This is a genomic window from Pseudomonas sp. OST1909 (assembly GCF_015277575.1).
GTDB classification, from domain to species: Bacteria; Pseudomonadota; Gammaproteobacteria; order Pseudomonadales; family Pseudomonadaceae; genus Aquipseudomonas; species Aquipseudomonas synxantha_A.
The window spans coordinates 5,807,696-5,833,743 of record NZ_CP063780.1 but is presented as its reverse complement, the minus strand read 5'-3'; the positions used below and the strand labels follow the sequence as shown (position 1 = coordinate 5,833,743).

Here is a 26,048-nt window from a genome sequence, read left to right as displayed (position 1 = left end):
AGATTAGACCATGGCACGACTACAAGAGATTTACCGGAAGGAAATCGCCCCTAAGCTTAAGGAAGAACTTAAGCTCGGGAACGTGATGGAAGTTCCGCGCGTCACCAAAATCACCCTGAACATGGGTCTGGGCGAAGCGATCGGCGACAAAAAAGTCATCGAGCACGCTGTTGCCGACCTGGAAAAGATCACCGGTCAAAAAGTCGTTGTGACTTACGCTCGGAAATCCATCGCTGGCTTTAAAGTCCGTGAAGGTTGGCCGATCGGCGTCAAAGTGACTCTGCGCCGTGAGCGTATGTACGAATTCCTGGATCGTCTGCTGTCGATCTCCCTGCCTCGGGTCCGCGACTTCCGCGGCCTGAATGCCAAGTCCTTCGATGGTCGTGGTAACTACAGCATGGGCGTGAAAGAGCAGATCATCTTCCCGGAAATCGACTACGACAAGATCGATGCTCTCCGCGGTCTGGACATCACCCTGACCACCACTGCCAAGAACGATGATGAAGGTCGCGCCCTGTTGCGTGCTTTCAAATTCCCGTTCCGCAACTGATTGGAGTAGGACCATGGCCAAGATGAGCATGAAAAACCGCGAGCTGAAGCGTCAGCTCACGGTTGCCAAGTACGCCAAGAAGCGTGCAGCACTGAAAGCAATCATCGTTGATCTGAACGCAAGTCCAGAAGCACGTTGGGAAGCTACAGTTGCTCTGCAGAAGCAGCCACGTGACGCAAGCGCTTCGCGCATGCGTAACCGCTGCCGCCTGACCGGTCGTCCACACGGCGTTTACCGCAAGTTCGGCCTCGGCCGTAACAAACTGCGTGAAGCGGCAATGCGTGGTGACGTACCAGGTCTGGTTAAAGCCAGCTGGTAAGTACTTTCAACGTCAAGGTGGTCTGAATCGCAAGATACTGACCGCCGGTGACCTTGAATCTGGATCAAGCCCCTTTTGGGGCTTGTTTCATTTCTGGAGTGTGTCTAAAATACGCGGCTCGCCTGAGCCCGTGTTTTTTGTGCTCGGAGATTCTCGGCGACATATGTAGCCGCAAGGCTAATTTTTTTGTATTAGGAGCGTCTAGCCCATGAGTATGCAGGACCCGTTAGCGGACATGCTAACTCGTATCCGTAATGCCCAGATGGCTGAAAAGTCCGTCGTAAGCATGCCATCTTCCAAGTTGAAGGTAGCTGTTGCCAAAGTCCTGAAAGACGAAGGCTACATTGCGGGTTATCAGATCAGCAGCGAAATCAAACCACTGCTGTCCATCGAGCTGAAGTACTTCGAAGGCCGTTCGGTCATCGAGGAAGTGAAGCGCGTTAGCCGTCCAGGCCTGCGTCAGTACAAGTCCGCTGAAGATCTGCCGAAAGTTCGTGGCGGTCTGGGCGTGTCTATCGTCTCCACCAACAAAGGTGTGATGACGGATCGTGCTGCGCGCGCTGCCGGTGTCGGCGGCGAAGTTCTTTGCACTGTGTTCTAAGGGGGGATAAGCATGTCTCGCGTCGCTAAGAACCCCGTTAAGCTGCCAGCCGGTGTCGAAGTCAAATTCGCAGGCCAACAGCTTTCGGTGAAGGGTGCCAAGGGTACTCTTGAACTGAACATCCATTCGTCCGTTGAGATCGTTGAAGAAGCTGGTGAGCTGCGTTTCGCTGCTCGCAATGGCGATCAACAAACTCGCGCAATGGCCGGTACCACGCGTGCGTTGGTAAACAACATGGTCCAAGGCGTAAGCCAAGGCTTCGAGCGCAAGCTCCAGCTGGTCGGTGTTGGTTACAAAGCGCAAGCAAAAGGCACGGTTTTGAACCTTGCCCTTGGCTTCTCGCACCCAGTGGATTACGAACTGCCAGCGGGCATCACTGCTGAGACTCCTAGCCAGACCGATATCCTGATCAAGGGCATCGACAAGCAGCTGGTAGGTCAAGTGGCCGCTGAGATCCGCGACTTCCGTCCACCAGAGCCGTACAAAGGCAAAGGTGTGCGCTACGCGGACGAAGTCGTCCGTCGTAAAGAAGCCAAGAAGAAGTAGGGCATAGCAAATGACCGACAAAAAAGTTACTCGACTGCGTCGCGCTCGCAAAGCACGCCTGAAAATGCACGAACTCGAAGTCGTGCGTCTCTGCGTGTTCCGCTCGTCGCAGCACATCTACGCCCAGGTCATCTCGGCCGACGGCAACAAAGTCCTGGCAAGCGCCTCGACTTTGGATAAAGAACTGCGTGATGGTGCCACTGGCAACATCGACGCGGCCACAAAGGTTGGCCAGCTGGTCGCTACGCGTGCTAAGGCCGCTGGCGTCTCGCAAGTGGCTTTCGACCGCTCTGGCTTCAAGTACCACGGTCGCGTGAAAGCGCTGGCTGATGCTGCTCGTGAAGCTGGGCTGGAGTTCTAAGTTATGTCAAATAACGACCAAAAGCGCGACGAAGGCTACATTGAGAAGCTGGTTCAAGTTAACCGCGTAGCCAAAACCGTTAAAGGCGGCCGTATCTTCACTTTCACCGCGTTGACCGTGGTGGGTGATGGTAAAGGGCGTGTTGGCTTCGGCCGTGGCAAGTCACGTGAAGTGCCTGCCGCGATCCAGAAGGCAATGGAAGCTGCTCGTCGCAACATGATCCAGGTTGATCTGAACGGCACCACTCTGCAGTACGCAATGAAGTCCGCTCACGGCGCTTCGAAGGTGTACATGCAGCCTGCTTCTGAAGGTACCGGTATCATCGCTGGCGGCGCTATGCGTGCTGTCCTCGAAGTTGCTGGCGTTCAGAACGTTCTGGCCAAGTGCTACGGCTCGACTAACCCGGTAAACGTGGTTCACGCCACTTTCAAGGGTCTGAAAGCTATGCAATCTCCTGAGTCCATCGCTGCCAAGCGTGGTCTGACTGTCAAGGAGATCTTCTGATCATGGCTACCGTTAAAGTAACGCTGATCAAAAGCATGACCGGCCGCATCCCTAACCACAAACTGTGTGTTAAAGGTTTGGGTCTGCGTCGCATCGGTCACACTGTAGAAGTCCAGGATACTCCCGAGAATCGCGGGATGATCAACAAGGCTTACTACATGCTGCGTGTAGAGGGTTAATCGATGAAACTCAATGATCTGAGTCCAGCGCCGGGTTCCCGTCGCGAAAAGCATCGTCCGGGCCGTGGTATCGGTAGCGGTTTGGGTAAGACTGGTGGCCGTGGCCACAAAGGTCAAACCTCCCGCTCCGGTGGCACCATCGCTCCAGGCTTTGAAGGCGGTCAACAGCCGCTGCATCGTCGCCTGCCTAAGTTCGGTTTCGTATCCCTGAAAGCCATGGACCGCGCAGAAGTGCGTCTGTCCGAGCTGGCTAAAGTGGAAGGCGACATCGTTACTGTGCAGACCCTGAAAGATGCCAACGTGATCAACGTCAACGTACAGCGTGTGAAAATCATGCTGTCCGGTGAAGTGACTCGCGCTGTCACTATCGGCAAGGGAATCGGCGCCACCAAAGGTGCGCGTTCGGCTATCGAAGCAGCTGGCGGCAAGTTCGAGGAATAAATGGCTAAGCAAGGTGCTCTCTCAGCGCTCGGCAAAGGCGGTATGTCTGAACTTTGGGCTCGTCTGCGTTTTCTGTTCCTGGCGATTATCGTCTACCGAATAGGCGCACACATCCCGGTTCCAGGTATCAACCCGGACCGACTCGCAGACCTGTTTCGACAGAATGAGGGGACCATTCTTAGCTTGTTCAACATGTTTTCCGGCGGTGCGCTGGAGCGGATGAGCATCTTTGCACTGGGGATCATGCCGTACATTTCGGCCTCGATCATCATGCAACTGATGACAGCCGTCAGCCCGCAGCTGGAGCAGTTGAAGAAGGAAGGTGAAGCTGGCCGTCGCAAGATTAGCCAGTACACCCGCTACGGCACTGTAGTCCTCGCCCTGGTTCAAGCTATCGGCATGTCCGTTGGCCTGGCAGGGCAGGGCGTTGCGTTCACTGGTGACTTTGGCTTCCATTTCGTCGCGGTATCCACGTTTGTGGCTGGTGCGATGTTCATGATGTGGCTGGGTGAGCAGATTACTGAGCGTGGTGTTGGTAACGGTATCTCGATGTTGATTTTCGCAGGTATCGTCGCCGGTCTTCCGAGAGCAATCGGGCAGTCTTTCGAGTCTGCGCGTCAGGGTGATATCAATATCTTCGCCCTGGTTGCTATCGGTTTGCTGGCAGTAGCGATTATCGGTTTTGTGGTGTTCATTGAGCGTGGCCAGCGTCGTATTGCTGTTCACTACGCCAAGCGTCAGCAGGGCCGTAAGGTTTTTGCTGCGCAGACCAGCCACTTGCCGCTGAAAGTGAATATGGCCGGTGTTATTCCGGCAATTTTCGCGAGCAGCATCTTGCTGTTTCCGGCTTCGTTGGGTACCTGGTTTGGTCAGTCTGAAAATATGGGCTGGCTGCAGGACCTCTCTCAGTCGATCGCTCCTGGTCAGCCGTTGAATATTCTGCTGTTTAGTGCAGGGATTATTTTCTTCTGCTTCTTCTATACGGCGTTGATGTTCAATCCGAAAGACGTAGCGGAAAACCTGAAGAAGTCCGGTGCCTTTATTCCGGGCATCCGTCCAGGTGAGCAGTCGGCGCGCTACATTGATGGCGTTCTGACTCGTTTGACCCTGTTCGGTGCTCTATATATGACGGCCGTGTGTCTGTTGCCCCAGTTCCTGGTGGTTGCAGCAAACGTTCCGTTCTACCTTGGCGGGACCTCGTTGCTGATCGTGGTCGTGGTTGTGATGGACTTCATGTCCCAAGTACAATCGCACCTCGTTTCGCACCAGTACGAATCCCTGATGAAGAAAGCCAACCTGAAGGGCTACGGCAGCGGCATGTTGCGCTGAGTACCCCATAAGGTTCGAGGAGTTGGTGATGAAAGTTCGTGCATCGGTGAAAAAGCTGTGCCGTAACTGCAAGATTATTCGCCGCGAAGGTGTTGTTCGAGTAATTTGCAGCGCGGAACCGCGTCACAAACAGCGCCAAGGCTGAGTGTGATCCGCTTGAAGCCCGGCAGCTAGTGCGCTGCCGGGTTGATTATTTGTTATTACAGCGATATTATCTCGCGCCCTATTTCTTGGCTTCCGGGGCGTAGGTAGCTGTCAATTGGAGTCCCACTGAATGGCCCGTATTGCAGGCGTTAACATTCCAGATAACAAGCACACTGTTATCTCGCTGACCTACATCTATGGTGTTGGTCGCACTACTGCGCAGAAAATTTGCGCAGTTGCTGGGGTAAACCCAGCCGCTAAGATCAAGGATCTGAGCGACGAGCAGATTGAACAGCTGCGTGGCGAAGTGGCGAAGTTCACCACTGAAGGTGACCTGCGTCGCGAAATCAACATGAAAATCAAGCGTTTGATGGACCTCGGTTGCTATCGCGGTCTGCGTCATCGTCGTGGTCTTCCAGTACGCGGTCAGCGTACCAAGACTAACGCGCGTACCCGTAAAGGTCCGCGTAAGCCGATCCGCAAGTAATCGCCCCAGCGAATCGACAGGAAAATTATCATGGCAAAACCTGCTGCTCGTCCTCGTAAAAAAGTTAAAAAGACAGTGGTTGATGGCATCGCCCACATCCATGCATCTTTTAACAACACAATCGTGACCATCACCGACCGTCAAGGTAACGCGCTTTCTTGGGCTACCTCCGGTGGTTCGGGTTTCCGCGGTTCCCGCAAGTCCACCCCGTTTGCCGCTCAAGTAGCTGCTGAACGTGCTGGTCAAGCTGCGCTGGAATACGGCCTGAAAAACCTCGACGTTAACGTCAAAGGTCCAGGTCCAGGTCGTGAGTCTGCTGTCCGTGCTTTGAACGGCTGTGGCTATAAGATCGCCAGCATCACCGACGTGACGCCAATCCCGCACAACGGGTGCCGTCCGCCGAAGAAGCGCCGCGTGTAATCCAGGAGATTGTAAAGAATGGCTCGTTACATTGGTCCAAAATGCAAACTCGCTCGTCGCGAAGGCACCGATCTCTTCCTGAAGAGCGGCGTGCGCGCGATCGAATCGAAGTGCAACATTGAAGCAGCACCTGGTATCCACGGCCAACGCCGCGGTCGCCAGTCCGATTACGGCACCCAACTGCGTGAAAAGCAGAAGGTCCGTCGTATTTACGGCGTTCTCGAGCGTCAGTTCAGCGGCTACTACAAAGAAGCTGCTGGCAAGAAAGGTGCAACCGGTGAAAACCTGCTGCAACTGCTCGAATGCCGTCTGGACAACGTTGTATACCGTATGGGCTTTGGTTCGACTCGTGCCGAATCCCGTCAGCTGGTATCGCACAAGTCGATCAGCGTTAACGGTCAGACCGTAAACGTTCCGTCTTACCAGGTTCGTGCTGGTGACGTGGTCGCAGTTCGCGAGAAAGCTAAAAACCAACTTCGCATTGTCCAAGCTCTCGATCTGTGTGCCCAACGTGGCCGCGTAGAATGGGTAGAAGTAGACACTGAGAAGAAGTCGGGCGTTTTCAAGAACGTTCCTGCTCGCAGTGATCTGTCCGCCGACATCAACGAAAGCCTGATTGTCGAGCTCTACTCCAAGTAAGGGCTAGAAAATAGGTGCATCCATGCAGATTTCGGTAAATGAGTTCCTGACACCCCGCCACATTGATGTGCAGGTTGTCAGTCCAACCCGCGCCAAAATTACTCTCGAGCCTCTCGAGCGTGGTTTTGGCCACACCCTGGGCAACGCGCTGCGCCGCATCCTGTTGTCCTCAATGCCCGGCTGTGCAGTAGTCGAGGCCGAGATTGACGGTGTGCTCCACGAGTACAGCGCCATCGAAGGTGTACAGGAAGACGTAATTGAAATCCTGTTGAACCTTAAAGGTCTGGCTATCAAGCTGCACGGCCGTGACGAAGTTACGCTGACCTTGTCGAAGAAGGGTTCGGGGGTGGTTACCGCTGCCGATATTCAGCTGGATCATGATGTCGAGATCGTTAACCCCGATCACGTAATCGCTAACCTGGCGTCTAACGGCGCCCTGAACATGAAGCTCACTGTAGCTCGTGGTCGTGGTTATGAACCGGCCGACTCGCGTCAGAGCGATGAAGACGAAAGCCGCAGCATTGGTCGCTTGCAGCTTGACTCTTCGTTCAGCCCGGTTCGCCGTATCGCATACGTGGTGGAAAACGCCCGTGTCGAGCAGCGTACTAACCTGGACAAGCTGGTTATTGATCTGGAAACCAACGGTACCCTGGATCCTGAAGAGGCTATCCGCCGCGCTGCAACCATTCTGCAACAGCAGTTGGCTGCGTTCGTCGACCTCAAAGGTGACAGCGAACCAGTGGTAATCGAGCAGGAAGACGAGATCGATCCGATCCTGCTTCGCCCGGTTGACGATCTGGAACTGACTGTACGTTCGGCTAACTGCCTTAAGGCGGAAAACATTTACTACATCGGCGACCTGATTCAGCGTACCGAAGTAGAACTGTTGAAGACTCCGAACCTTGGCAAGAAATCCTTGACTGAAATCAAGGACGTTCTGGCCTCCCGCGGTCTGTCCCTCGGCATGCGCCTCGACAACTGGCCGCCTGCAAGTCTTAAGAAGGACGACAAGGCGACTGCCTGATCGTCGTAATCACCGAACGTGAGTTTGGTAAGGAATGAACCATGCGTCATCGTAAAAGTGGTCGTCACCTGAGCCGTACCAGCTCGCACCGCAAGGCCATGTTCCAAAACATGGCGGTGTCGCTGTTCGAGCACGAGCTGATCAAAACTACACTGCCGAAAGCTAAAGAACTGCGTCGCGTTGCTGAGCCGCTGATCACTTTGGCCAAGACAGATAGCCTGGCTAACCGCCGTCTGGCTTTCGACCGTACTCGTTCGAAAGCTATCGTTGGTAAGCTCTTCAACGACCTGGGCAAGCGTTACGCTACCCGTGAGGGTGGCTACCTGCGCATCCTCAAGTGCGGCTTCCGCGCTGGCGACAACGCGCCTATGGCGTACGTCGAGTTGGTTGATCGTGCTACTGCCGGCGAAGCTGTAAGCGCCGAGTAAGACGACAAGCTGCAACAAAAAACCGGGCCTCGCGCCCGGTTTTTTGTGAGCGTAACAAAAGCGCAACTTATACAAGCTTCCATAGACGCTGCGCTGCACTATCGCGAGCGGAGTCTTGTTAGTTATTTTCTATCGAAGCCTGCAATTTAATGAATTTGTAGGTGTAGTGTTGATGATCAATACTCCCTCCAAGCCGATTAGCCGGCAGTTCCAAGTCCGACCTGAGGAAGATGCGCATGAGCCAGAATAAAGTCCTTACCACCGCCAGCGGCGCCCCCGTTGCGGATAACCAGAACTCCCGTTCCGCCGGCCCTCGTGGTCCGTTGTTGCTCGACGATTTCCATCTGATCGAGAAGCTCGCTCACTTCAACCGCGAAAACATCCCTGAGCGTCGCGTGCACGCCAAAGGATCGGGTGCCTACGGTACGTTCACTGTTACCCAGGACATCACCCAGTACACCAGTGCCAAGCTGTTCGAATCTGTTGGCAAGCAAACGCCTACATTCCTGCGATTCTCCACTGTAGGTGGCGAGCGCGGGTCTGCTGACACTGAACGTGATCCACGTGGTTTTGCCCTGAAGTTCTATACCGAAGAGGGCAACTGGGACATCGTGGGTAACAACACCCCTGTGTTCTTCATCCGGGATCCGCTGAAATTCCCGGACTTTATCCACACCCAGAAACGCCTGCCGCAGAGCAACCTGAAAAGCGCGCAGATGATGTGGGACTTCTGGTCGCACTCTCCAGAGGCGCTGCATCAGGTCACCATTCTGTTTTCGGACCGTGGCATTCCAGACGGCTATCGTCACATGCACGGCTTCGGTAGTCACACGTACAGCCTGATCAACGCCAAGGGCGAACGCCATTGGGTGAAGTGGCACTACAAGACCAAGCAAGGCATCAAGAACCTGGCCCCGGCCGAGGCTGCACGCCTGGCGGGTACCGACCCTGACTATGCTCAGCGTGATCTGTTTGGTGCGATCGAGCGCGGTGATTTTCCGAAATGGCGCGTCTGCATCCAGATCATGACTGAGGCTCAAGCAAACGCTCATTATGAGAACCCGTTTGACGTGACCAAGACCTGGTCGCAAAAAGAGTTCCCGCTGATCGAAGTGGGCGAGCTTGAGCTCAACCGTAATCCGCAGAACTACTTCGCTGAAGTGGAGCAGGCTGCATTTGGTCCGAGCAACATGGTTCCAGGCGTTGGCCTGTCACCCGATCGTATGTTGCAAGGTCGAGTGTTTGCCTACGCAGATGCCCACCGCTACCGTGTCGGCACTAACCACCAGCAACTGCCCGTAAACGCGCCGCGCAACCCGGTTAACAGTTACCAGCGTGACGGTTCTATGGCCTTCGGCAGCAATGGCGGTGCGGCTCCCAACTACGAGCCAAACAGCTATGCCGATGCGCCCAAGCAAGCCCCGCAGTACGCAGAGCCGGCACTGGCCCTGAGCGGCGCTGCTGATCGTTACGATCACCGCGAAGATACGGACTACTACAGCCATGCGGGCGCGCTGTTCCGCTTGATGAATGATGAGCAGAAAGCCCTGCTGACCAATAACATTGCCGGTGCGATGGCTGGCGTTTCCAGCGATGTGGTCCAGCGTCAATTGCAGCACTTCTACAAGGCCGACCCGGCTTATGGAGAAGCAATCGCAAAGGCACTGGGTGTATCGCTTAACTGACTCTAAACGATAAGCAGAACCGCCCTCATTTGGGCGGTTTTTGCGTTATTTCAGCTACTTTTCTACGGAAATCTTCACTTTTCTGCCGTTGATCCCGTGACCTTCAAGTCATCATGGTTCAAACTACAGTCTTTCAAGCAGGGAGATGTAGGGCGATGCAAGGTCACCCCGACGTAATCGATTACCTCAACACGTTGCTGACGGGCGAACTGGCAGCTCGTGACCAATATTTCATCCATTCGCGCATGTACGAAGACTGGGGCTTTACCGAGCTCTACGAGCGTATCAACCACGAGATGGAAGAAGAGGCACAGCACGCCGACGCACTGATGCGCCGTATTCTGATGCTCGAAGGCACGCCGCGTATGCGTCCTGATGATCTCGATGTGGGGACCACGGTACCGGACATGCTCGCTGCCGACCTTCGCCTCGAGTACAAAGTTCGCGCTGCGCTCTGCAAGGGCATCGAGCTTTGCGAGCAGCACAACGACTACGTCACCCGGGAAATATTGCGGGTGCAGTTGAATGACACCGAAGAAGATCACACCTACTGGTTGGAAAAACAGTTGGGCCTGATCAAGTTGATTGGTCTGGAGAATTACCTGCAATCGCAGTTCTGATTCCCAGCTGTAAAAAAGCCCCTGTCACCGCAAAGTGACAGGGGCTTTTTATTGGGCCGGAAAAAGTCAGGCCCGGTCGCGCTCCAGCAACGGTTTCAAGTAGTAACCGGTGTGCGACTGTGGCATTTCGCAAACTTGCTCCGGCGTACCCACTGCGATGATCTGACCACCCTTGGAGCCACCTTCCGGCCCAAGGTCCACCAGCCAGTCAGCGGTCTTGATCACATCAAGATTGTGCTCGATCACCACCACGGTATTGCCGTGGTCTCGCAGCCGGTGCAGCACGTCCAGCAATTGCTGGATATCCGCGAAGTGCAGACCGGTGGTCGGTTCATCGAGGATGTACAAGGTTTTGCCGGTATCGCGCTTGGACAGCTCGCGAGACAGCTTGACCCGTTGTGCCTCGCCACCCGAAAGCGTGGTCGCCGATTGCCCCAGCTTGATGTACGACAAGCCCACATCCATCAGCGTTTGCAGCTTGCGCGCCAATGCCGGCACTGCGTCGAAGAACTCGCGAGCTTCCTCGATGGTCATTTCCAGGGTTTCATGGATGCTCTTGCCCTTGTACTTGATCTCAAGGGTTTCGCGGTTGTAGCGCTTGCTTTTGCACACGTCGCACGGCACGTAGATGTCCGGCAGAAAATGCATCTCCACCTTGATCAAGCCATCGCCCTGGCAGGCCTCACAGCGCCCGCCCTTGACGTTGAACGAGAACCGCCCTGGTCCATAGCCGCGCGAGCGGGACTCGGGTACACCCGCGAACAGCTCGCGGATCGGCGTAAACAGCCCGGTGTAGGTGGCCGGGTTGGAGCGTGGGGTACGCCCAATCGGGCTTTGGTCGATATCGACCACCTTGTCCAGGTGCTCCAGGCCCTTGATGCTGTCGTGTGCCGCCGCTTCCAGGGTGGTCGCGCCGTTCAGGGCGGTGGCACTCAATGGGAACAGCGTGTTGTTGATCAGCGTCGACTTGCCCGAACCGGAAACACCGGTCACACAGGTCAGTAGGCCCAGCGGAATCTCCAGGTCGACATTGCGCAGGTTGTTGCCGCGCGCGCCCTTGAGATGCAGTGCCATCTTTTTGTTACGCGGCGTACGCTTGGCGGGCACTTCGATCTTCACCCGGCCAGACAGGTACTTGCCGGTCAACGAATCAGGATGTGCCATCACTTCGGCAGGCGTGCCCTCGGCAACGATATGTCCGCCGTGCACCCCTGCGCCCGGGCCGATATCGACCACGTAGTCCGCCAGGCGGATGGCATCTTCATCGTGCTCGACCACAATCACGGTATTGCCGATGTCTCGCAGGTGTTTCAACGTGCCGAGCAGGCGATCGTTATCCCGTTGGTGCAAGCCAATCGACGGTTCGTCGAGGATATACAGCACGCCCACAAGGCCCGCACCGATCTGGCTGGCCAGCCGGATCCGCTGTGCTTCACCGCCCGACAAGGTATCGGCGCTGCGGTCCAGTGACAGATAGTCCAGGCCAACGTTGACCAGGAACTGCAGGCGCTCGCGAATTTCCTTGAGGATCTTGTCGGCAATTTCCCCACGACGCCCGGTGAGCTTGAGGACACCAAAATATTCACACGCATCGCCGATTGGCAGGTTAGTCACTGCCGGCAACGTTTTTTCGCCCACCCACACATGCCGCGCTTCACGGCGCAGGCGTGTGCCACGGCAATCCGGGCAAGGCTGTGTGCTGAGGAACTTTGCCAGTTCTTCACGCACACTTGCCGATTCGGTCTCGCGGTAGCGACGTTCCAGGTTCGGCACGATGCCTTCGAACGGGTGGGAGCGCTTGACGATGTCGCCACGGTCGTTCAGGTACTTGAAGTCGACATTCTGCGAGCCGCTGCCATGCAGAATGACCTTCTGCTGGTCTGCCGGCAGCTGGTTGAACGGCACTTCCAGGCTGAACTTGTAGTGTGAGGCCAATGACCCGAGCATCTGGAAATAGTAGACGTTACGCCTGTCCCAGCCGCGTATCGCCCCTTCGGCCAGGGTCAGGTCGCCATTGACCAGACGCTTGATATCGAAGAACTGCTTCACGCCCAGGCCATCGCACGTCGGGCAGGCGCCGGCTGGGTTGTTGAAGGAAAACAGCTTGGGTTCCAGTTCGCTGATGGCGTGCCCACAGATTGGGCAGGCGAAGCGCGCGGAGAAGATGATCTCTTCGCCCGGCTCGTCATCCATCGGCGCAACCAGGGCAATGCCGTCGGCCAGCTTCAGCGCGGTCTCGAACGATTCCGCCAAACGCTGCTGCAGGTCGGCGCGTACCTTGAAGCGGTCGACCACCACATCAATGGAATGCTTTTTCTGCTTGTCGAGCTTGGGCGCTTCATCCAGCTCATAGAGCTTGCCGTTGATGCGCGCACGTACAAAACCCTGGGCACGCAGCTCTTCGAAGACCGAAAGGTGTTCGCCCTTGCGCTCGCGGATGACGGGCGCCAGCAGCATCAGCTTGGCGCCTTCCGGCTGGGCCAGTACCAGGTCGACCATCTGGCTGACGGTCTGGGCTTCCAGGGGAATATCGTGGTCCGGGCAGCGCGGAATACCCACGCGCGCATACAGCAGGCGCAGGTAGTCGTAGATTTCGGTAATGGTGCCCACGGTGGAACGCGGGTTGTGGGAGGTCGACTTCTGCTCGATGGAAATGGCCGGCGACAAGCCTTCGATGGTGTCGACGTCGGGCTTTTCCATCATCGACAGGAATTGCCGGGCATAGGCCGACAGGGATTCCACATAGCGACGCTGACCTTCGGCATACAGCGTGTCGAACGCCAGGGACGACTTGCCGGAGCCGGACAAGCCGGTGATGACGATCAGTTTGTCCCGGGGCAGGGTCAGGTCGATGTTCTTCAGGTTGTGGGTTCTAGCCCCACGAATCAGGATCTTGTCCAAGATGGCCTCGCACGGCGGGCGTAAATAATGCCGGAGTATACGGCTAAAGACTGGATGAATATACACTGTCAAAAGGCCGCTTGCAGCCTTAGATGAAAGCTGCGCGGCAAAGCGCCGCATATACCCTCTCAATCGATGGGACTGGTAGAATCGCCGCCGGTTCACACGAGGTTTTTCCATGCACGATCCCCACAGCGAACGCATGAGTAGCGGCGAGACCCGAGCGGCAAGCGGTCTGGCCCTGGTGTTCGCTTTCCGTATGCTGGGCATGTTTATGGTGTTGCCGGTGCTGGCGACCTATGGAATGGATCTCGCAGGCGCGACCCCCGCGTTGATCGGCCTGGCGATTGGCGCCTATGGTCTGACCCAGGCGATTTTTCAGATCCCGTTCGGGATTATTTCCGACCGCATTGGCCGTCGCCCGGTGATTTATCTTGGCTTGATCGTGTTCGCCCTTGGCAGTGTGCTTGCGGCCCAGTCCGATTCGATCTGGGGCGTGATCGCCGGGCGCATCCTGCAAGGCGCCGGGGCGATTTCCGCCGCGGTCATGGCGTTGCTGTCGGACCTGACCCGCGAACAGCACCGCACCAAGGCCATGGCCATGATCGGCATGACCATCGGTCTGTCGTTCGCCGTGGCCATGGTGGTCGGCCCGTTGCTGACGAGCGCTTTTGGTCTGCACGGGTTGTTTCTGGCCACTGGCGGCCTGGCCCTGGTCGGGATTGTGATCGTAGCCTTTATGGTGCCGTGCTCTACCGGCACGCTGCAGCACCGAGAATCGGGCGTCGCACGTCAGGCGCTGCTGCCGACGCTCAAGCACCCGGACCTGCTGCGCCTGGATTTAGGTATCTTCGTATTACACGCAATGCTGATGTGCAGCTTCGTCGCCTTGCCCCTGGCCCTGGTGGAAAAAGCCGGCCTGCCCAAGGAGCAGCATTGGTGGGTCTACCTCACCGCGCTGCTGATTTCGTTCTTCGCCATGATCCCGTTCATCATCTATGGCGAGAAGAAACGCAAAATGAAACGAGTTTTACTCGGCGCCGTCGCGACATTGATGCTCACTGAACTATTCTTCTGGCAGTTCGGCGATAGCCTGCGAGCACTGGTCATTGGTACGGTGGTGTTTTTCACCGCGTTCAACCTGTTGGAAGCTTCGCTGCCGTCGCTGATCAGCAAAGTTTCACCGGCCGGCGGCAAGGGCACGGCGATGGGGGTGTACTCCACCAGCCAGTTCCTTGGCTCGGCGTTGGGCGGCATCATGGGTGGCTGGATGTTCCAGCATGGCGGTTTGTCGGTTGTCTTCCTCGGATGCGCCGGGCTGGCTGCACTTTGGCTGGTCTTTGCTGTTACCATGCGCGAACCTCCCTACGTCACAAGTCTGCGTTTGCCGCTATCGCCCGAGGCGATCCGCGAGGCTGGTCTGGTAGAGCGCCTGAAGGCCGTCGTAGGGGTAACGGATGCAGTCGTGGTCGCTGAAGAGGCGGCCATTTACATCAAATTGGACACCGAATTATTGGATCGCGCGACGCTCGAGCAACTGGTCAACCCAGTGCCGACAGCGCGCCCAGCCTAGGAGAACGTTATGGCCCGTGGGGTTAACAAAGTCATATTGGTCGGTACTTGCGGCCAGGATCCCGAAGTTCGCTACTTGCCTAACGGTAATGCCGTGACCAACCTGAGTCTGGCGACCAGCGAACAGTGGACCGACAAGCAGACCGGCCAGAAGGTCGAGAAAACCGAATGGCACCGTGTGTCGATGTTCGGCAAGGTCGCTGAGATTGCCGGCGAATATCTGCGCAAAGGTTCGCAGGTCTACATCGAAGGCAAACTGCAAACCCGCGAGTGGGAAAAAGACGGCATCAAGCGTTACACCACCGAAATCGTGGTCGACATGCAAGGCACCATGCAACTGCTGGGCGGCCGTCCACAGGGCGACCAACAGGGCCAGGGCGGCATGTCCAACTCGGCACCGCGTCCACAGCAGTCGCGTCCACAGCCAACCCAGCAGCCACAGCGTGAGTCGCGTCCAGCGCCACAACAGGCTGCGCCGCAACCGGCTCAGGATTTCGACAGCTTTGATGACGATATTCCGTTCTGATACTCAGCTTTTCAGAACGTAATCCAAAAAAGCGAAGCCATTGATTTGGCTTCGCTTTTTTATGAGCGCAGATCTTGGTGGTGCAAAAAATACAGAGCCGGAACTCAGCTCGTCTGCTGCAGCAACGGATACAGCGATATCACCAGCAACGCCGCCATGCCGAAGTTGAACACGCGTAACCAGCGCGGGTTGCGCAGCACGTTGCGCAACACACTGCCGAATCCTGCCCAAACCCCCACGCTCGGCGCATTGATCAGGGCGAACACCGTAGCGATGATCACCACGTTCATGGTGTAGCCCTGCAACGGTGTGTAGGTGCTGATTGCACCGATTGCCATCACCCACGCCTTGGGATTGACCCATTGAAACGCCGCCGCGCCCCAGAACCCCAGAGGCTTGCCTTTACCTTCAGTGTCTTCGGATGCCGGGCCCGAACGGGCGATGTTCCACGCCAGGTACAGCAAGTAAGCCGCGCCCGCGTAGCGCAGGATGGTGTAGAGCACCGGATAGGCGGTAAACGCCGCGCCCAGCCCAAGCCCCACCGCCAATACAAGCACCAGAAATCCGGAGCTGATGCCCAGGATGTGCGGGATGGTACGCTGGAAGCCGAAATTAACCCCCGAGGCCAGCAGCATGGCGTTATTGGGGCCAGGGGTGACGGACGTGACAAACGCAAATAAAGCAAACGCCAGCATCAAATCAAACGACAAGGACATGGTTTTTTCCTGGAACGGGCCTTAGCAGGTCACCTGCCACCCGGGTTTCGCGGTTACAGGTGCACGGTGGCCACTTAAAGTTGGGGTCAGAGCAGCGAACTGAGAAAGCCGATGGCAACCATCGAGTAGAACGCTGCGCAAATCAGCCCGAATGACTTGCGGGTCCGGGCAAAAAAAGGTTCTGCCGAATGGGCGGAAAACGCCAGGGCGTAGGTGCAGAAAATCAGGAAACCCAACAACGCACAGGCCGCCACCAGCACAAAACTCGCCCATGCCGGTGCGTTGACGCTCAGCCCCACGGTGGTCACGGTGAACCAGGTCAAGGCCGCCTTGGGGTTGGTCAGGTGAATGCCCAACCCCTGTAGATAGAAGCCCAGGTTGCGCGTCTGTTTTGCTCGCGCTTTGGCCACCGTCGTGGCGTTATGCGCCAGCGCACTGCGCACCGACTTCCAGGCCAGGAAGAACAAATAGCAGGCGCCGAACACCTTCAGCCACAGGATGATCTGGGTGTTGGACATTAACAGCGCCGACACGCCGGCAGCGGTCATCGCGCCCCAGCACAACGACCCGGAAATAACCCCCGCCGCCAGCGCCAGGCCCGGTGTGCGCCCGTAGTTCAAGGAGGTATTGGCGATGGCCAGGTTGCCTGGGCCCGGGCTGGCGGTGCCGATCACGTAGACCCCCAGTGCCGCTGCAAAACTTGAAAACTCAAACATAGGTGCACTCATACCCGTGGCGCCAGCGCGCAGTGAGCACTCCAAGCCACCGCGGCTTGAAGTGATGGTCAAAAAAGCTACTTGAAGCAACGATGATCCGGCTCTTGGGCGCGAATCTTCTCCATCCAGGGCTTGAGTTCCGATTGCTTGTACAGGCGCTCGCCCCAATTTTCCGGCGAGACCGGCAATGGCCGCCCCTGCAGGATGTAGTCGGTGAGCAGGTGAATGAACTGCTGCAGGCAATAGGCGCCCACGTGCAGGCGCAGCGAGGAAGCCGTCTCGGCAGGCGCAACGTTGAAGCGCGCCACGTCGATGATCTGCCCGCTGTCCACCGAAGGGGCCAGGTGATGGCAGGTCGAACCGTAGGTTTCATCGTTGTAGTAGATCGCGTAATGCTGGCTGCCCAGGCCCCGATATTTGGGGGGCGCCGGGTGCAGGTTTATCGCGCCTTTGCGGGCATTCTTGTAGATGCTCTGCGGGAAGATGAAGTCGCCACGGTAGGAGATGATCCAGTCGCCTTCCCAATCATCCAGGTGATAAGGGTAGGGATCGCCCGGGTCCCAGCAAAACACCTCGAGGTTGGAGAACACGGTTTTGGCGAATTCCACGCCGTGATCACACCAGTCCATAGTGCACACCGACAGCAGGACTTTGTCCTTGCATGGTTCGATCGTCTGCATCTTCACTTCTCCCTTTCCAGCTAATGTGGGTGACAACGACCGTCCCCCGGTAAGCCCGCTCGATCGCTAGTAGGCGACAGCCCTGACCACTGCATTGAAGCGCTCGACCATTTGCCCCAGTTCCCCTTCGCTGGTGATAAACGGCGGTGCGAACAGCACATGATTGCCTTGTGTGCCTTGCACTGTGCCGCTGCCGGGATAAATCAGCAGGCCGCGTTGCAGCGCCTCTTGCTTGAGGGCCGCGGCATAGGCGCCGCCGCCTCTGAATGGCGCCTTGGTGGAACGGCTCTCGACAAACTCGACGCCCACGAACAATCCGCGCCCGCGCACATCGCCAACGATATCCAGGTCAGCCAGGCTTTCCCTGAGCCAGACGCGCAGTTGCTCACCCCGTTGGCGCACTTGCGTCAGCAGGTCTTCTTCGACGATGACTTGCTGTACCTCCAGGGCAATGGCGCAGGCCAGCGGGTGGTTGACATGGGTTTGGCCGTTGCCCAGTACACCCGAGCCACGGGCCATCACCGAATGCACCCGGTCACTGATCAACAGCGCCGAGATCGGCATGTAACCCGCCGCCAGGCCTTTGCCGACCGCGACCATGTCGGGCACGATGCCGTCGTCGGTATAGGCGAACAGCTGCCCGGTACGCCCCATGCCGGCCATCACCTCATCAAGGATCAGCAGCACATCGTGGCGCTCGCACACCGCCTTGATCTTGCGAAAATAACCGGGCACCGCAGGCACCGCGCCGTTGGTGGAGCCCACTACGGTCTCGGCAAAGAACGCCGCGACGTTTTCACTGCCCAGGCTACGAATCCTGGCGTCCAGTTCATCGGCCAGGCGCGTGGCGTACTGCTCCTGGCTTTCGTCGGGCCGTTGATCACGGTAGGCGTAGCAGGGGGAGACGAACTCGGCGGGTGCAAACAGTCGACCAAATACCGACTGGCGCTGCGGGTTGCCGGAGATGCTCAAGGTGCCCAGTGTGCTGCCGTGATAACTCTGTTGGCGGGAAATGAACACTGATTTGTCGGGCAAGCCGCGCTCGCACTGGTACTGGTAAGCGATTTTCATCGCCAGCTCCATCACCTCCGAGCCGCCGGACAAGAACTGCGCACGCGCCAGGCCGCCACTGGCTGCCACCAGGCGCTCAGCGAGCTCCTCGGCGGCAGCGGTGGTGAAGCTGCCCGCATGGGCCCAGGCCAGTTTCTTCGCTTCGCGCTCGAATGCCGCGGCGATCCGCGGGTGCCCATGGCCCAGGCTCGACACTGCGACACCGCCGCAGGTGTCGAGGTAGCGTTTGCCCGTTGCATCCTCAAGCCAAACCCCGCTCCCGCCGACCGCCAGGATCGGTGAGCTGTTGAGGTTTTTGTAGATCACTTTTGACATGGGCGCAGTTCCTCAGGCAATAGGCGTTACCGTTTACTCACCGCGTGATCCCAGGCTGTCGGCGCCTGGTGAAAGCGCCGGCCGAAACGGGAAGAGTGAAACACCGAACGCGTCAGCCCGATGGGCAGCAACACGACGATAAACATCAAAAACGCAAGAAATCTCAGCACGGTAAAAGCTCCATTGAGTTAAAGGTAAGGATCAATCCAGTGGGATCTCGCTGCGCCAGTCCACAGCCTCGACGAAGGCCGGTTGGCCGGGGCGTTCCAGCACGTAACGGCCCAGGACCAGTACGTCCATTTCGGTGCGCATGAAGCAGGCGTACGCTTCCTCGGGTTTGCACACGATGGGCTCACCGCGTACGTTGAACGAGGTATTGACCAGCACCGAGCACCCCGTGCGTTCCTTGAAACTGCGCAGCAGGTAGGTGAACGGTGCGTTGTTTTCCTCGGTCACCGTTTGCACCCGTGCCGACAGGTCGACGTGGGTCACCGCCGGCAATTGCGAGCGGATATTGTTGATACTGCCCAGCCCGCGCTCCGGGCCGCCTTCTTGCCGCGACTGCTGGGATTTGATCGAGTCGGTGACCGGCGCGACCATCAGCATGTAAGGGCTTTTTTCGCAGATATCGAAATAGTTGCCGGCGTCCTCGGCCAGCACGGCCGGGGCAAACGGGCGGAACGACTCGCGGTATTTGATCTTCAGGTTCATGGTGCGCTGCATCTCGGGGTTGCGTGCATCGCCGAGAATCGAACGCGCGCCCAAGGCTCGTGGGCCAAACTCCATGCGCCCCTGGAACCAGCCCACCACCGCGCCCTCGGCCAGGCGACTGGCAACCTGGTCATACAGCCCGGCGTCGTCATAGCGGGTGAAGGGGTAGTGGTTTTCCAGCAGGAAGCGGGCGATTTCTTCGTCGCCAAAGCCCGGCCCCAGCAGGCTGCCGCTCATGGCATCAGACTTGCCACCTTCCAGGTGCGGGCGACCGCTGTGCTTGACGGCAAAGTCCAACGCCGCCCCCAGGGCGCAACCGGCATCACCGGCCGCCGGCTGGATCCAGATCGAATCAAAGCGCCCCGAGCGGCTGAGCACGCCGTTGGCCACGCAGTTCAAGGCCACGCCACCGGCCAGGCACAGATTGCGCTCGCCGGTCTGCTTGACCGCGGCAGTGGCCAGGCCCAGCACCACTTCCTCGGTGACTTTTTGAATCGATGCGGCCAGGTCGCACTCGCGCTGTGAGATCGGGCTTTCGGGTTGACGGATCGGCCCACCGAACAACTCTTCAAACGCTTCGCCGACCATGCGCTCACCGCGCAGGTACTCGAAGTACTTCATGTTCAGGGTGAACGAGCCGTCCTCGCGGATATTGATCAGCTCGTCGCGAATCTTGTCGGCGTAGATCGGCTGGCCATAGGGCGCCAGGCCCATCAGCTTGTATTCCCCTGAGTCGACCTTGAACCCGCAATAGTAGGTCATGGCCGAATACAGCAAACCCACCGAATGTGGGTAGGAAATCGAGTTTTTCAGTTCAAGATTGGTGCCCTGGCCGTGCCAGATCGTGGTCGAATGCCATTCGCCGATGCCGTCGATGCACAACACCGCCGCGTTCTTGAACGGTGACGGGTAAAACGCCGCCGCCGCGTGGGAGCGGTGATGCTGGGAGGCCTGGGTGCGCGGCGCCTTGCCCCGGCCCAGGATTTCGAGTTGCTCGTCGACGAACTTGAGCACGTTCCACTTCCAGCGAATCCATTCCGGCATCGCATTGATGAACGTACGTGCGCCGCCGATGCCGCCGCTGGCAAACGACGAAATCACCCGGGAGAATTTTTCCTGGGGGTCTTCGTAATAAACCACCGCCTCCAGGTCATCCAGGCTGATGCCCTCGGCGTCCAGGCAATAGGCAATCGCCTGGGCCGGGAACGCCGGGTCATGGCGCACGCGAGTGAAGCGCTCTTCCTGGGCGGCAGCGACGGGCACGCCGTCCTTGACCAGGGCGGCAGCACTGTCGTGGTAGAAGGCAGAAATCCCTAAAACATAATTAGCCATTTAACTGTGCATCCTCATCACATTCCGCCAATCCATGGAGTCGCCTGCGCCAATCGAACTGCTGGCGTGTAGGCAACCTTCTCTGCGTATCAAGGCCACCATTGCGCGAATGGCAGGCTTCGTAGAACCGGGATCAAGGACACCACGAGCACCAGGCTCATGGTGATATTGAACGCCTTCAAACGTTGTGGCTGGGTCAGGAAGCGCCGCAGGTACTGCCCGAAAAACACCCAGACCATCGAACACGGTGAACCGAATAAAAAAAACAACAGCGCAATCAGAAACACCTGCACCGTGTACGAGCCCAAGGGCGAGGTGTAGGCCAGCACTGCGCCTACCGCCATCACCCAGGCTTTCGGGTTGACCCACTGGAACAGCGCCGCAGCGGTGAACCCCAAAGGCTTGCCTGATTGGTCACCCAGATCGGTGGTGGGGGCACTGGCAATCTGATACGCCAGGAACAACAGGTACAACGCGCCGACCACCTGCAAGCCGTCATGCAACCACGGGTACTGGCGGAACACCGCCCCGGCCCCCAACCCGACCGCCACCAGCATCAGCGGAAAGCCGATGTTGATACCGGCCACATGGCGCAAGGTACGGCCGATGCCGAAATTGGCCCCGGACGACATCAACATCACGTTGTTCGGGCCTGGCGTGACGCAGGTGGCAATCACGAACAGCACGATCGAGTAGTAATCCAGTGCCTGCATGGTCATGCCCTGCTCAACGGTAATCTTCCAGCGTGCCCTGTCGACGAATGTCCACGGACACACAATGGAAACCGCCGCTCAGACTGCGCGCGTGGCGCATCTTCAGCGGTGCCACATCGATGCCGTGTTTTTCCAGTGCGCGAATCAGCGGCACTTGCTGGTCATTGATCACCGCCAGCGACGGGTTGACCATGATGAAGTTCATGCCCTGCCAGATAGAGGCACGCGGGTACGACCAGCAGTAACCGGTGTCCACCATGTCGGGGGCCCAGATGATGTCCCAGTGCTTGAACACTTCGGGCACCTGATCCTTGCCGATGCGTTCGGGGTTCAACACCACCAGCCCTGGACGCACCAGGGTGATGGTGGTGTCCAGGTGCGTACCGTCGTAGAACCCGCTGAGGGCGTGCACGCGATATTGGTCGCCGAGCACGCGCTTGAGCCACTCGTAGCCCATGCGGTTACCGCTGCGCGACACCAGGTAAAGAATGTCGCGGCCCATGCGCAGCACGTTGGCGGCATCGAAAATCGGCTCATCGTTGGCGATGATCGAGCCCTCGCGCGGGTTGACCCGGTAGGTACTGTCGGGCAGTTCCGGCTTGGGCGCGGAAATCCAGTTGGCACCGCTGGCGAAGTACGCCTGCAGGTGTTCGCGGTAGGCAAAAGGTTCGAAGTAACGGCTGCGCAAGGCCATCGGCGCTTCAATGATGGTTTTGCCGATCGGCAGCAGAACGTCCCTTGGGCAGTAGTTGTATTCGCCGTCGGTCTTCCAGTCGCCGGTGCCGAACAGTGCCGCGTGATAAGTCTCTTTGGGCCGGCGCACGGTCACCCCATGGCCGACCAGGAAGGCGGCAAAGGCGTCCAGGTCTTCCTGTGCTTCTTCAACCAGTTGTTCGGGGTAAGGTCCTGACGGAATCTCATTGGGCGAGTCGTGGTGCTCGCTGTAGTCGAGGGCGAACAGGCCCTTGTCCGGCCGCGGCACGCGCGCGCCATGGGCAATACCCACGATCATTTCCTCGAGGGGGTCCCATTCGTTATGCACTTCTACCAAAGACATAATTGCTCCTCGTGGCGTTATTGTTCGTGGGTTTGCAGCAATACCTGCCGCGTGATCGGCAGGTGATGCAGATAGCCTTTTGAAGCCGCTGTGCGGGTCGGGCGCGGGAGTACATGGTCGGCCGATGAGAGGCGCAAGCGACGCAACATCGAGGTCCATTTGCCGGGCATCGGCGCCAGGGACTCATAGCCCACGCGCACGCGCTGCCATTGCGCGGCGACCTGCTCGGCACTGGTCAACGCGCGCATGTACGCATCGATCGCATCGGCAGCCCAGGCCGAATGCCCGGTGGACACGTTATCAATGGTGTTGTGCAGGTCGACGAACGCCGTGCTGAACCCGTAGTGCCGTAAAAAGCGCCGCGCCGAACGATAGCTGCCGCCCACGCCGGACAGCTCCATGGCCAGGTTCATGCCGAGCACTTCGGGCATGAACGTCACCGGCAGTTTGCCCAGGCACAGCCAATACACGGGCAGGCGGAAGGAGTCTTCGTCCAGGCGCGGGTCTTGGGCGAATTCACGGCTACCGGTGGGGGCCAGTTCGAAATCCATGTCACGCAGGCCATCGCGATAAATTTTCGGATGATTGAGCGCCTCGATGCCGTTGCCCAATTCATCCCAATAGGTCTGGAACAGGGTGTAGCCCACGTGGGAAGACGCCAACCCCAGGTCGGTAAAGCCTTGCAGCCACGCACCGTCGATCAGCGTCAGCGGCGCCAGTTGCAGGGTCGACTCGATGATTTCTTCACGGCTGGGCATTTGCGCCGGGTCGCTGTCATCGAACTGTTGGCCGTTCTGGTCATGCTTGTCCAGCAACCAGGCGCGCAGCACATTGGGGCCCCACTGCTCGGGCAATTGGCGCTCGGACGTCTTCAGCGACTGGCGCGAACGCTCAAGCCAACGGCTCACATAGGCATGGGCAAACTGGCGGGTGGCCGGCTGCAGCGCACGCCCCTGCAAGACAAAATAGGCTTCGCGCAGGCTCTTGGGCCAGTGCCCGGTGTCGTCGGGGCTGGCTGAGTCAGGGCGGGGCACCGTGGCGGCGCTGTCGACTGGCTGGCGTGGCAGCTGCGGCGTGGCGCCAGCCTGGGGCAACCAGTCGATCCACTGGCGAATCACGCTCAAGTCTGCCTCGCTGAAGATGCGGAACATGCGCCCGGTCGGCGCCACCAGGCTGGTGACCAGCAGGCTTTTTTTCGAGTTGCCCGGCACGATCAAACGGCTGCGCGACAGCACATCCAGCAGGGGCAACGGGTCGCGCTGCGCTTCTTCGATCCACAGCGCCAGGCTGCGCCCTTCAATCAGGTAATTCTGGTGATACACCGCGCCCACCCGCGCCAGACGCTGCATCAAATGCGCCATGGCCTGTTGGGGCGAAGTGGCGGTCAGCGAGGCGTTATACAGCCGCGCATTCCAGCGTTGCAGCGCGCCGAACAGCCAGTTGGCGCCGCGTAGCAGACGGGCCTGGCGCTCTTCGCCCTGCTCGATGATGCGGTGCGCGACCCATTGGCTGATATGGCGCAACGAAGCCGGCTCCAGGCCGGGGAATGACGCGCTCAGATCCAGCCGGCCGAGTTCCAGCGCCAGCCCTTCAAGCTGGCCCATGGCTGCCCAGCCCGGGCAAAGCCCGACGGCGCGCAAGGCCCAATCGACACCGCAGAGTTCATCACCGTAGGCGTCGCTGCGCCGGCTGAGGGCAAGCAACAGCGCGGGCAGTTCGAACGCGTCGTCATGCAGGTCCGGCAGGGTCGCCAATTGCGCCGGCGCCAAGGCGTAGGTGGTCAGCTGTAGCTGGCCCAACAACGCGTTGAAGTGATGGCCGCGGGAGGCGTTCGGGTAGCCGACGCCGATGTCATGGGCAAACAGTTGCATCAGGCGCAGCTGCGCGGGGTCTTCAAATACCCCGGGTGCGCTCAGGCCCTGCAGCCAGCAGCCGAGCACCGAGGCCATCGGTGCCGAATAAACCGCCAATGCCTGGGCAAAAGCGCGGGCGTTGTGCTGTTCGACGGCGGCGGTGGCGGCGCCGGCATACGCCGACGCCTGTTCCGACTGCCACGCATCGATCCGCTGTGACAGCAGCGGCAACTGCACCGGCTCGACGTCTTTGCCCAGCAGGGTGTCGAGGTACTCCGTATCCAGGAAACATTCAGGCTCCAGCGCCAAACGATAGAGTTCGCGCCACCTGTCGTCTGCGGGGATGCGTGTTGGAATCGAGCCATCCATAGCCATTACCTTCCAGTGCCGCGTCAGAACATCGGATAAATGGAGGAGTCAGGTTTCTTCTTCTTTTTTCCAAACAGGCGCTGGAAAAACTTCTTGATGGATTTCATGTGCAAGTCCTTTTAGCGGGTGACATCGAGAATAAGTTTTGAAACCAGGTCGTTGCCGGCATCGGTGAAATGGATGCGGTCGACGAACTGCCAGTCTTGCGGGCCCAGTGCCTCGGCCAGCAATGGCGTGATGTCGACAAACTCCACCCCCATGGCCCGCGCCCCGTCGCGCAAGCGCTGGGCGTAGGCTTCGCGCACCGAGGTTTGCAGGATGTCGCCATACACCTCGGTGAAATTGCCGAGTTGGTCGAGTTCGGCAAACAGTTGCTCTTCCTCATGGCTGCCGGTCTCGCGGACCCAGCCGGCGAGCGGTTGCAGGATGAACGTCAGCTTCGCACCCATGTCGGTGGCCAGGGCGCGCCAGATATCCAGGTGCTGCAAGGTCAGGTTGGCGGCGTAGTCGATCTGTTCCTGCATCGACGGCGGCGTGGGTTGCTCGGGCTCCTGAGGCTTGCCGAACAGATTCGACAGGCTCCAGTTGCTGGCGGTCGGCTGCTGTGGCGTCAAGGCATCGAAAAACTGATGGCAGTTGAAAAACGCGCCGTGCTCGCCCCGATAGGCGTGAGGCTGACGTGCCAGGCCAAGGTTGTTGAAACCGGAGAACAGCACGATTTCATCCACCTTGGGCAGGTGGTGCCGGTTGAGGGTGAACAGCACCAGCTCTTGGGTAGAGTTGAAGCTGCGGCCGCCGAAGTTGACCCAGCGCTGGCCACGGGGATCGTTCTTCGTGAGGCGCGAAGCTAGGGTCCAGCTGTCGGCGCTGGCGCCAATGCCGAACACGGTGGAGCTGCCCGCCAACAGGCGTACCGGGCCATTACCCTTGATACCATCGACCACCGAATAGCGGGTGCCCAATGACTCGGAGTAGCGAAAGCCGGATGAATCGGTATTGACCACGGGGGAAGCATGGTCAGTGGGGTGGAAGTACATCAAATAGGGCAGCCATCGAACTTCACCGGCATCGGTGAATTTCTGTTCGTACTCGGCCATCTGCGGTGTGAGCGTCGTCCTTGTCGTCATAGCGCTTGATCCATTTGGTATTCGCTGGGCAGATTCAAACACCTGGTTGGTTTGTCAGGTGCTTGCTTTGTAGGGCATTTCTGAAAATTTGGTGCGTACAGTGCTGCTTTAC

General features: G+C 58.4%; 30 protein-coding genes. 19 read left to right on the top strand and 11 right to left on the bottom strand.

What is annotated here, in order from left to right; all coding sequences use genetic code 11:
- The first annotated feature begins 10 nt into the window (after window positions 1–10).
- The 17 genes from rplE to bfr all read left to right on the top strand — a co-directional run bounded on the left by rplE (window position 11) and on the right by bfr (window position 10,277).
- Complete coding sequence (gene rplE / locus IH404_RS25475) at window positions 11–550, top strand: 50S ribosomal protein L5 (protein ID WP_003194642.1); 540 nt, start codon at window positions 11–13, stop codon at window positions 548–550.
- Window positions 551–563: 13 nt separating this feature from the next.
- Window positions 564–869 carry a 30S ribosomal protein S14 gene (gene rpsN / locus IH404_RS25470; RefSeq protein ID WP_003176414.1) on the top strand — a complete coding sequence of 102 codons (306 nt, stop codon included), beginning with the start codon at window positions 564–566 and terminating at the stop codon, window positions 867–869.
- A gap of 208 nt (window positions 870–1,077) precedes the next feature.
- A complete protein-coding gene (gene rpsH, locus IH404_RS25465; protein ID WP_003176413.1) occupies window positions 1,078–1,470 on the top strand; it encodes a 30S ribosomal protein S8 in 393 nt (130 codons plus the stop codon).
- 12 nt (window positions 1,471–1,482) lie between these two features.
- A complete protein-coding gene (rplF, locus tag IH404_RS25460; protein ID WP_003194640.1) occupies window positions 1,483–2,016 on the top strand; it encodes a 50S ribosomal protein L6 in 534 nt (177 codons plus the stop codon).
- 10 nt (window positions 2,017–2,026) lie between these two features.
- Window positions 2,027–2,377, top strand: coding sequence for a 50S ribosomal protein L18 (gene rplR / locus IH404_RS25455; protein WP_003186037.1), 351 nt, complete (start codon window positions 2,027–2,029; stop codon window positions 2,375–2,377).
- Window positions 2,378–2,380: 3 nt separating this feature from the next.
- Window positions 2,381–2,881 (top strand): 30S ribosomal protein S5, encoded by a 501-nt coding sequence (gene rpsE / locus IH404_RS25450; RefSeq protein ID WP_003176409.1) that lies wholly within the window; start codon window positions 2,381–2,383, stop codon window positions 2,879–2,881.
- Between the two features lie 2 nt (window positions 2,882–2,883).
- The gene (gene rpmD, locus IH404_RS25445; protein ID WP_003176408.1) at window positions 2,884–3,060 is read left to right on the top strand and encodes a 50S ribosomal protein L30; all 177 of its coding nucleotides are present in this window, start codon (window positions 2,884–2,886) and stop codon (window positions 3,058–3,060) included.
- Between the two features lie 3 nt (window positions 3,061–3,063).
- Complete coding sequence (gene rplO, locus IH404_RS25440; protein ID WP_003176407.1) at window positions 3,064–3,501, top strand: 50S ribosomal protein L15; 438 nt, start codon at window positions 3,064–3,066, stop codon at window positions 3,499–3,501.
- Window positions 3,502–4,830, top strand: a complete 1,329-nt coding sequence (gene secY / locus IH404_RS25435) for a preprotein translocase subunit SecY (protein ID WP_003194637.1) — start codon at window positions 3,502–3,504, stop codon at window positions 4,828–4,830.
- A 28-nt stretch (window positions 4,831–4,858) separates the two neighbouring features.
- Window positions 4,859–4,975: a 50S ribosomal protein L36 gene (rpmJ, locus tag IH404_RS25430; protein ID WP_002555468.1), complete on the top strand. Its 117-nt coding sequence runs from the start codon at window positions 4,859–4,861 to the stop codon at window positions 4,973–4,975.
- Window positions 4,976–5,104: 129 nt separating this feature from the next.
- Complete coding sequence (gene rpsM, locus IH404_RS25425; protein ID WP_003194635.1) at window positions 5,105–5,461, top strand: 30S ribosomal protein S13; 357 nt, start codon at window positions 5,105–5,107, stop codon at window positions 5,459–5,461.
- A gap of 30 nt (window positions 5,462–5,491) precedes the next feature.
- Window positions 5,492–5,881 (top strand): 30S ribosomal protein S11, encoded by a 390-nt coding sequence (gene rpsK, locus IH404_RS25420; RefSeq protein WP_002555466.1) that lies wholly within the window; start codon window positions 5,492–5,494, stop codon window positions 5,879–5,881.
- 18 nt (window positions 5,882–5,899) lie between these two features.
- Window positions 5,900–6,520 carry a 30S ribosomal protein S4 gene (rpsD, locus tag IH404_RS25415; RefSeq protein ID WP_003176404.1) on the top strand — a complete coding sequence of 207 codons (621 nt, stop codon included), beginning with the start codon at window positions 5,900–5,902 and terminating at the stop codon, window positions 6,518–6,520.
- A gap of 22 nt (window positions 6,521–6,542) precedes the next feature.
- Window positions 6,543–7,544, top strand: a complete 1,002-nt coding sequence (rpoA, locus tag IH404_RS25410; RefSeq protein WP_003176403.1) for a DNA-directed RNA polymerase subunit alpha — start codon at window positions 6,543–6,545, stop codon at window positions 7,542–7,544.
- Between the two features lie 41 nt (window positions 7,545–7,585).
- Window positions 7,586–7,972 (top strand): 50S ribosomal protein L17, encoded by a 387-nt coding sequence (gene rplQ / locus IH404_RS25405; protein ID WP_003176402.1) that lies wholly within the window; start codon window positions 7,586–7,588, stop codon window positions 7,970–7,972.
- Window positions 7,973–8,208: 236 nt separating this feature from the next.
- Entirely contained in the window at window positions 8,209–9,657 is a 1,449-nt protein-coding gene (locus tag IH404_RS25400; RefSeq protein ID WP_005791910.1) for a catalase, read from the top strand.
- A gap of 155 nt (window positions 9,658–9,812) precedes the next feature.
- Complete coding sequence (bfr, locus tag IH404_RS25395; protein ID WP_003176400.1) at window positions 9,813–10,277, top strand: bacterioferritin; 465 nt, start codon at window positions 9,813–9,815, stop codon at window positions 10,275–10,277.
- A gap of 66 nt (window positions 10,278–10,343) precedes the next feature.
- Here the strand turns inward: bfr and uvrA are convergent, their stop codons facing one another.
- The gene (gene uvrA, locus IH404_RS25390) at window positions 10,344–13,178 is read right to left on the bottom strand and encodes an excinuclease ABC subunit UvrA (protein WP_005791907.1); all 2,835 of its coding nucleotides are present in this window, start codon (window positions 13,176–13,178) and stop codon (window positions 10,344–10,346) included.
- Between the two features lie 178 nt (window positions 13,179–13,356).
- Here uvrA and IH404_RS25385 point away from each other — a divergent pair, with 178 nt between their 5' ends.
- Together IH404_RS25385 and IH404_RS25380 are read left to right on the top strand one after the other, a co-directional pair.
- Complete coding sequence (locus IH404_RS25385) at window positions 13,357–14,751, top strand: MFS transporter (protein ID WP_194439372.1); 1,395 nt, start codon at window positions 13,357–13,359, stop codon at window positions 14,749–14,751.
- Between the two features lie 9 nt (window positions 14,752–14,760).
- Complete coding sequence (locus IH404_RS25380; RefSeq protein ID WP_005791904.1) at window positions 14,761–15,276, top strand: single-stranded DNA-binding protein; 516 nt, start codon at window positions 14,761–14,763, stop codon at window positions 15,274–15,276.
- Window positions 15,277–15,380: 104 nt separating this feature from the next.
- Here IH404_RS25380 and IH404_RS25375 read toward each other — a convergent pair whose 3' ends face one another.
- From IH404_RS25375 to IH404_RS25330, 10 genes are all read right to left on the bottom strand, one after another.
- Window positions 15,381–15,992 (bottom strand): LysE family translocator, encoded by a 612-nt coding sequence (locus IH404_RS25375; RefSeq protein WP_032879215.1) that lies wholly within the window; start codon window positions 15,990–15,992, stop codon window positions 15,381–15,383.
- An 86-nt stretch (window positions 15,993–16,078) separates the two neighbouring features.
- Entirely contained in the window at window positions 16,079–16,708 is a 630-nt protein-coding gene (locus IH404_RS25370; RefSeq protein ID WP_005791901.1) for a LysE family translocator, read from the bottom strand.
- A 77-nt stretch (window positions 16,709–16,785) separates the two neighbouring features.
- Window positions 16,786–17,388 carry a formyltransferase family protein gene (locus IH404_RS25365; RefSeq protein WP_005791900.1) on the bottom strand — a complete coding sequence of 201 codons (603 nt, stop codon included), beginning with the start codon at window positions 17,386–17,388 and terminating at the stop codon, window positions 16,786–16,788.
- A gap of 66 nt (window positions 17,389–17,454) precedes the next feature.
- Window positions 17,455–18,774 (bottom strand): aspartate aminotransferase family protein, encoded by a 1,320-nt coding sequence (locus tag IH404_RS25360; RefSeq protein ID WP_194439370.1) that lies wholly within the window; start codon window positions 18,772–18,774, stop codon window positions 17,455–17,457.
- Window positions 18,775–18,800: 26 nt separating this feature from the next.
- Complete coding sequence (locus IH404_RS25355) at window positions 18,801–18,944, bottom strand: hypothetical protein (protein WP_005791897.1); 144 nt, start codon at window positions 18,942–18,944, stop codon at window positions 18,801–18,803.
- A 31-nt stretch (window positions 18,945–18,975) separates the two neighbouring features.
- Window positions 18,976–20,817 carry a carbamoyltransferase gene (locus IH404_RS25350; protein WP_005791895.1) on the bottom strand — a complete coding sequence of 614 codons (1,842 nt, stop codon included), beginning with the start codon at window positions 20,815–20,817 and terminating at the stop codon, window positions 18,976–18,978.
- An 89-nt stretch (window positions 20,818–20,906) separates the two neighbouring features.
- Window positions 20,907–21,530, bottom strand: a complete 624-nt coding sequence (locus IH404_RS25345) for a LysE family translocator (protein ID WP_005791894.1) — start codon at window positions 21,528–21,530, stop codon at window positions 20,907–20,909.
- A gap of 13 nt (window positions 21,531–21,543) precedes the next feature.
- On the bottom strand, window positions 21,544–22,587 hold the full coding sequence (locus IH404_RS25340) for a hypothetical protein (protein ID WP_005791891.1): 1,044 nt from the start codon (window positions 22,585–22,587) through the stop codon (window positions 21,544–21,546).
- A gap of 17 nt (window positions 22,588–22,604) precedes the next feature.
- The gene (locus IH404_RS25335; protein WP_005791890.1) at window positions 22,605–24,809 is read right to left on the bottom strand and encodes an iron-containing redox enzyme family protein; all 2,205 of its coding nucleotides are present in this window, start codon (window positions 24,807–24,809) and stop codon (window positions 22,605–22,607) included.
- A gap of 119 nt (window positions 24,810–24,928) precedes the next feature.
- Window positions 24,929–25,936, bottom strand: a complete 1,008-nt coding sequence (locus IH404_RS25330; RefSeq protein ID WP_005791889.1) for an SGNH/GDSL hydrolase family protein — start codon at window positions 25,934–25,936, stop codon at window positions 24,929–24,931.
- Window positions 25,937–26,048: the final 112 nt, after the last annotated feature.

Excerpts from the sequence above, each read along its gene's own strand:
- rplE (WP_003194642.1), top strand. The coding sequence starts at position 11 with ATGGCACGACTACAAGAGATTTACCGGAAGGAAATCGCCCCTAAGCTT.
- rpsN (WP_003176414.1), top strand. The coding sequence starts at position 564 with ATGGCCAAGATGAGCATGAAAAACCGCGAGCTGAAGCGTCAGCTCACG.
- rpsH (WP_003176413.1), top strand. The coding sequence starts at position 1,078 with ATGAGTATGCAGGACCCGTTAGCGGACATGCTAACTCGTATCCGTAAT.
- rplF (WP_003194640.1), top strand. The coding sequence starts at position 1,483 with ATGTCTCGCGTCGCTAAGAACCCCGTTAAGCTGCCAGCCGGTGTCGAA.
- rplR (WP_003186037.1), top strand. The coding sequence starts at position 2,027 with ATGACCGACAAAAAAGTTACTCGACTGCGTCGCGCTCGCAAAGCACGC.
- rpsE (WP_003176409.1), top strand. The coding sequence starts at position 2,381 with ATGTCAAATAACGACCAAAAGCGCGACGAAGGCTACATTGAGAAGCTG.
- rpmD (WP_003176408.1), top strand. The coding sequence starts at position 2,884 with ATGGCTACCGTTAAAGTAACGCTGATCAAAAGCATGACCGGCCGCATC.
- rplO (WP_003176407.1), top strand. The coding sequence starts at position 3,064 with ATGAAACTCAATGATCTGAGTCCAGCGCCGGGTTCCCGTCGCGAAAAG.
- secY (WP_003194637.1), top strand. The coding sequence starts at position 3,502 with ATGGCTAAGCAAGGTGCTCTCTCAGCGCTCGGCAAAGGCGGTATGTCT.
- rpmJ (WP_002555468.1), top strand. The coding sequence starts at position 4,859 with ATGAAAGTTCGTGCATCGGTGAAAAAGCTGTGCCGTAACTGCAAGATT.
- rpsM (WP_003194635.1), top strand. The coding sequence starts at position 5,105 with ATGGCCCGTATTGCAGGCGTTAACATTCCAGATAACAAGCACACTGTT.
- rpsK (WP_002555466.1), top strand. The coding sequence starts at position 5,492 with ATGGCAAAACCTGCTGCTCGTCCTCGTAAAAAAGTTAAAAAGACAGTG.
- rpsD (WP_003176404.1), top strand. The coding sequence starts at position 5,900 with ATGGCTCGTTACATTGGTCCAAAATGCAAACTCGCTCGTCGCGAAGGC.
- rpoA (WP_003176403.1), top strand. The coding sequence starts at position 6,543 with ATGCAGATTTCGGTAAATGAGTTCCTGACACCCCGCCACATTGATGTG.
- rplQ (WP_003176402.1), top strand. The coding sequence starts at position 7,586 with ATGCGTCATCGTAAAAGTGGTCGTCACCTGAGCCGTACCAGCTCGCAC.
- IH404_RS25400 (WP_005791910.1), top strand. The coding sequence starts at position 8,209 with ATGAGCCAGAATAAAGTCCTTACCACCGCCAGCGGCGCCCCCGTTGCG.
- bfr (WP_003176400.1), top strand. The coding sequence starts at position 9,813 with ATGCAAGGTCACCCCGACGTAATCGATTACCTCAACACGTTGCTGACG.
- IH404_RS25385 (WP_194439372.1), top strand. The coding sequence starts at position 13,357 with ATGCACGATCCCCACAGCGAACGCATGAGTAGCGGCGAGACCCGAGCG.
- IH404_RS25380 (WP_005791904.1), top strand. The coding sequence starts at position 14,761 with ATGGCCCGTGGGGTTAACAAAGTCATATTGGTCGGTACTTGCGGCCAG.
- IH404_RS25375 (WP_032879215.1), bottom strand. The coding sequence starts at position 15,992 with ATGTCCTTGTCGTTTGATTTGATGCTGGCGTTTGCTTTATTTGCGTTT.
- IH404_RS25370 (WP_005791901.1), bottom strand. The coding sequence starts at position 16,708 with ATGTTTGAGTTTTCAAGTTTTGCAGCGGCACTGGGGGTCTACGTGATC.
- IH404_RS25365 (WP_005791900.1), bottom strand. The coding sequence starts at position 17,388 with ATGCAGACGATCGAACCATGCAAGGACAAAGTCCTGCTGTCGGTGTGC.
- IH404_RS25360 (WP_194439370.1), bottom strand. The coding sequence starts at position 18,774 with ATGTCAAAAGTGATCTACAAAAACCTCAACAGCTCACCGATCCTGGCG.
- IH404_RS25350 (WP_005791895.1), bottom strand. The coding sequence starts at position 20,817 with ATGGCTAATTATGTTTTAGGGATTTCTGCCTTCTACCACGACAGTGCT.
- IH404_RS25345 (WP_005791894.1), bottom strand. The coding sequence starts at position 21,530 with ATGCAGGCACTGGATTACTACTCGATCGTGCTGTTCGTGATTGCCACC.
- IH404_RS25340 (WP_005791891.1), bottom strand. The coding sequence starts at position 22,587 with ATGTCTTTGGTAGAAGTGCATAACGAATGGGACCCCCTCGAGGAAATG.
- IH404_RS25335 (WP_005791890.1), bottom strand. The coding sequence starts at position 24,809 with ATGGATGGCTCGATTCCAACACGCATCCCCGCAGACGACAGGTGGCGC.
- IH404_RS25330 (WP_005791889.1), bottom strand. The coding sequence starts at position 25,936 with ATGACGACAAGGACGACGCTCACACCGCAGATGGCCGAGTACGAACAG.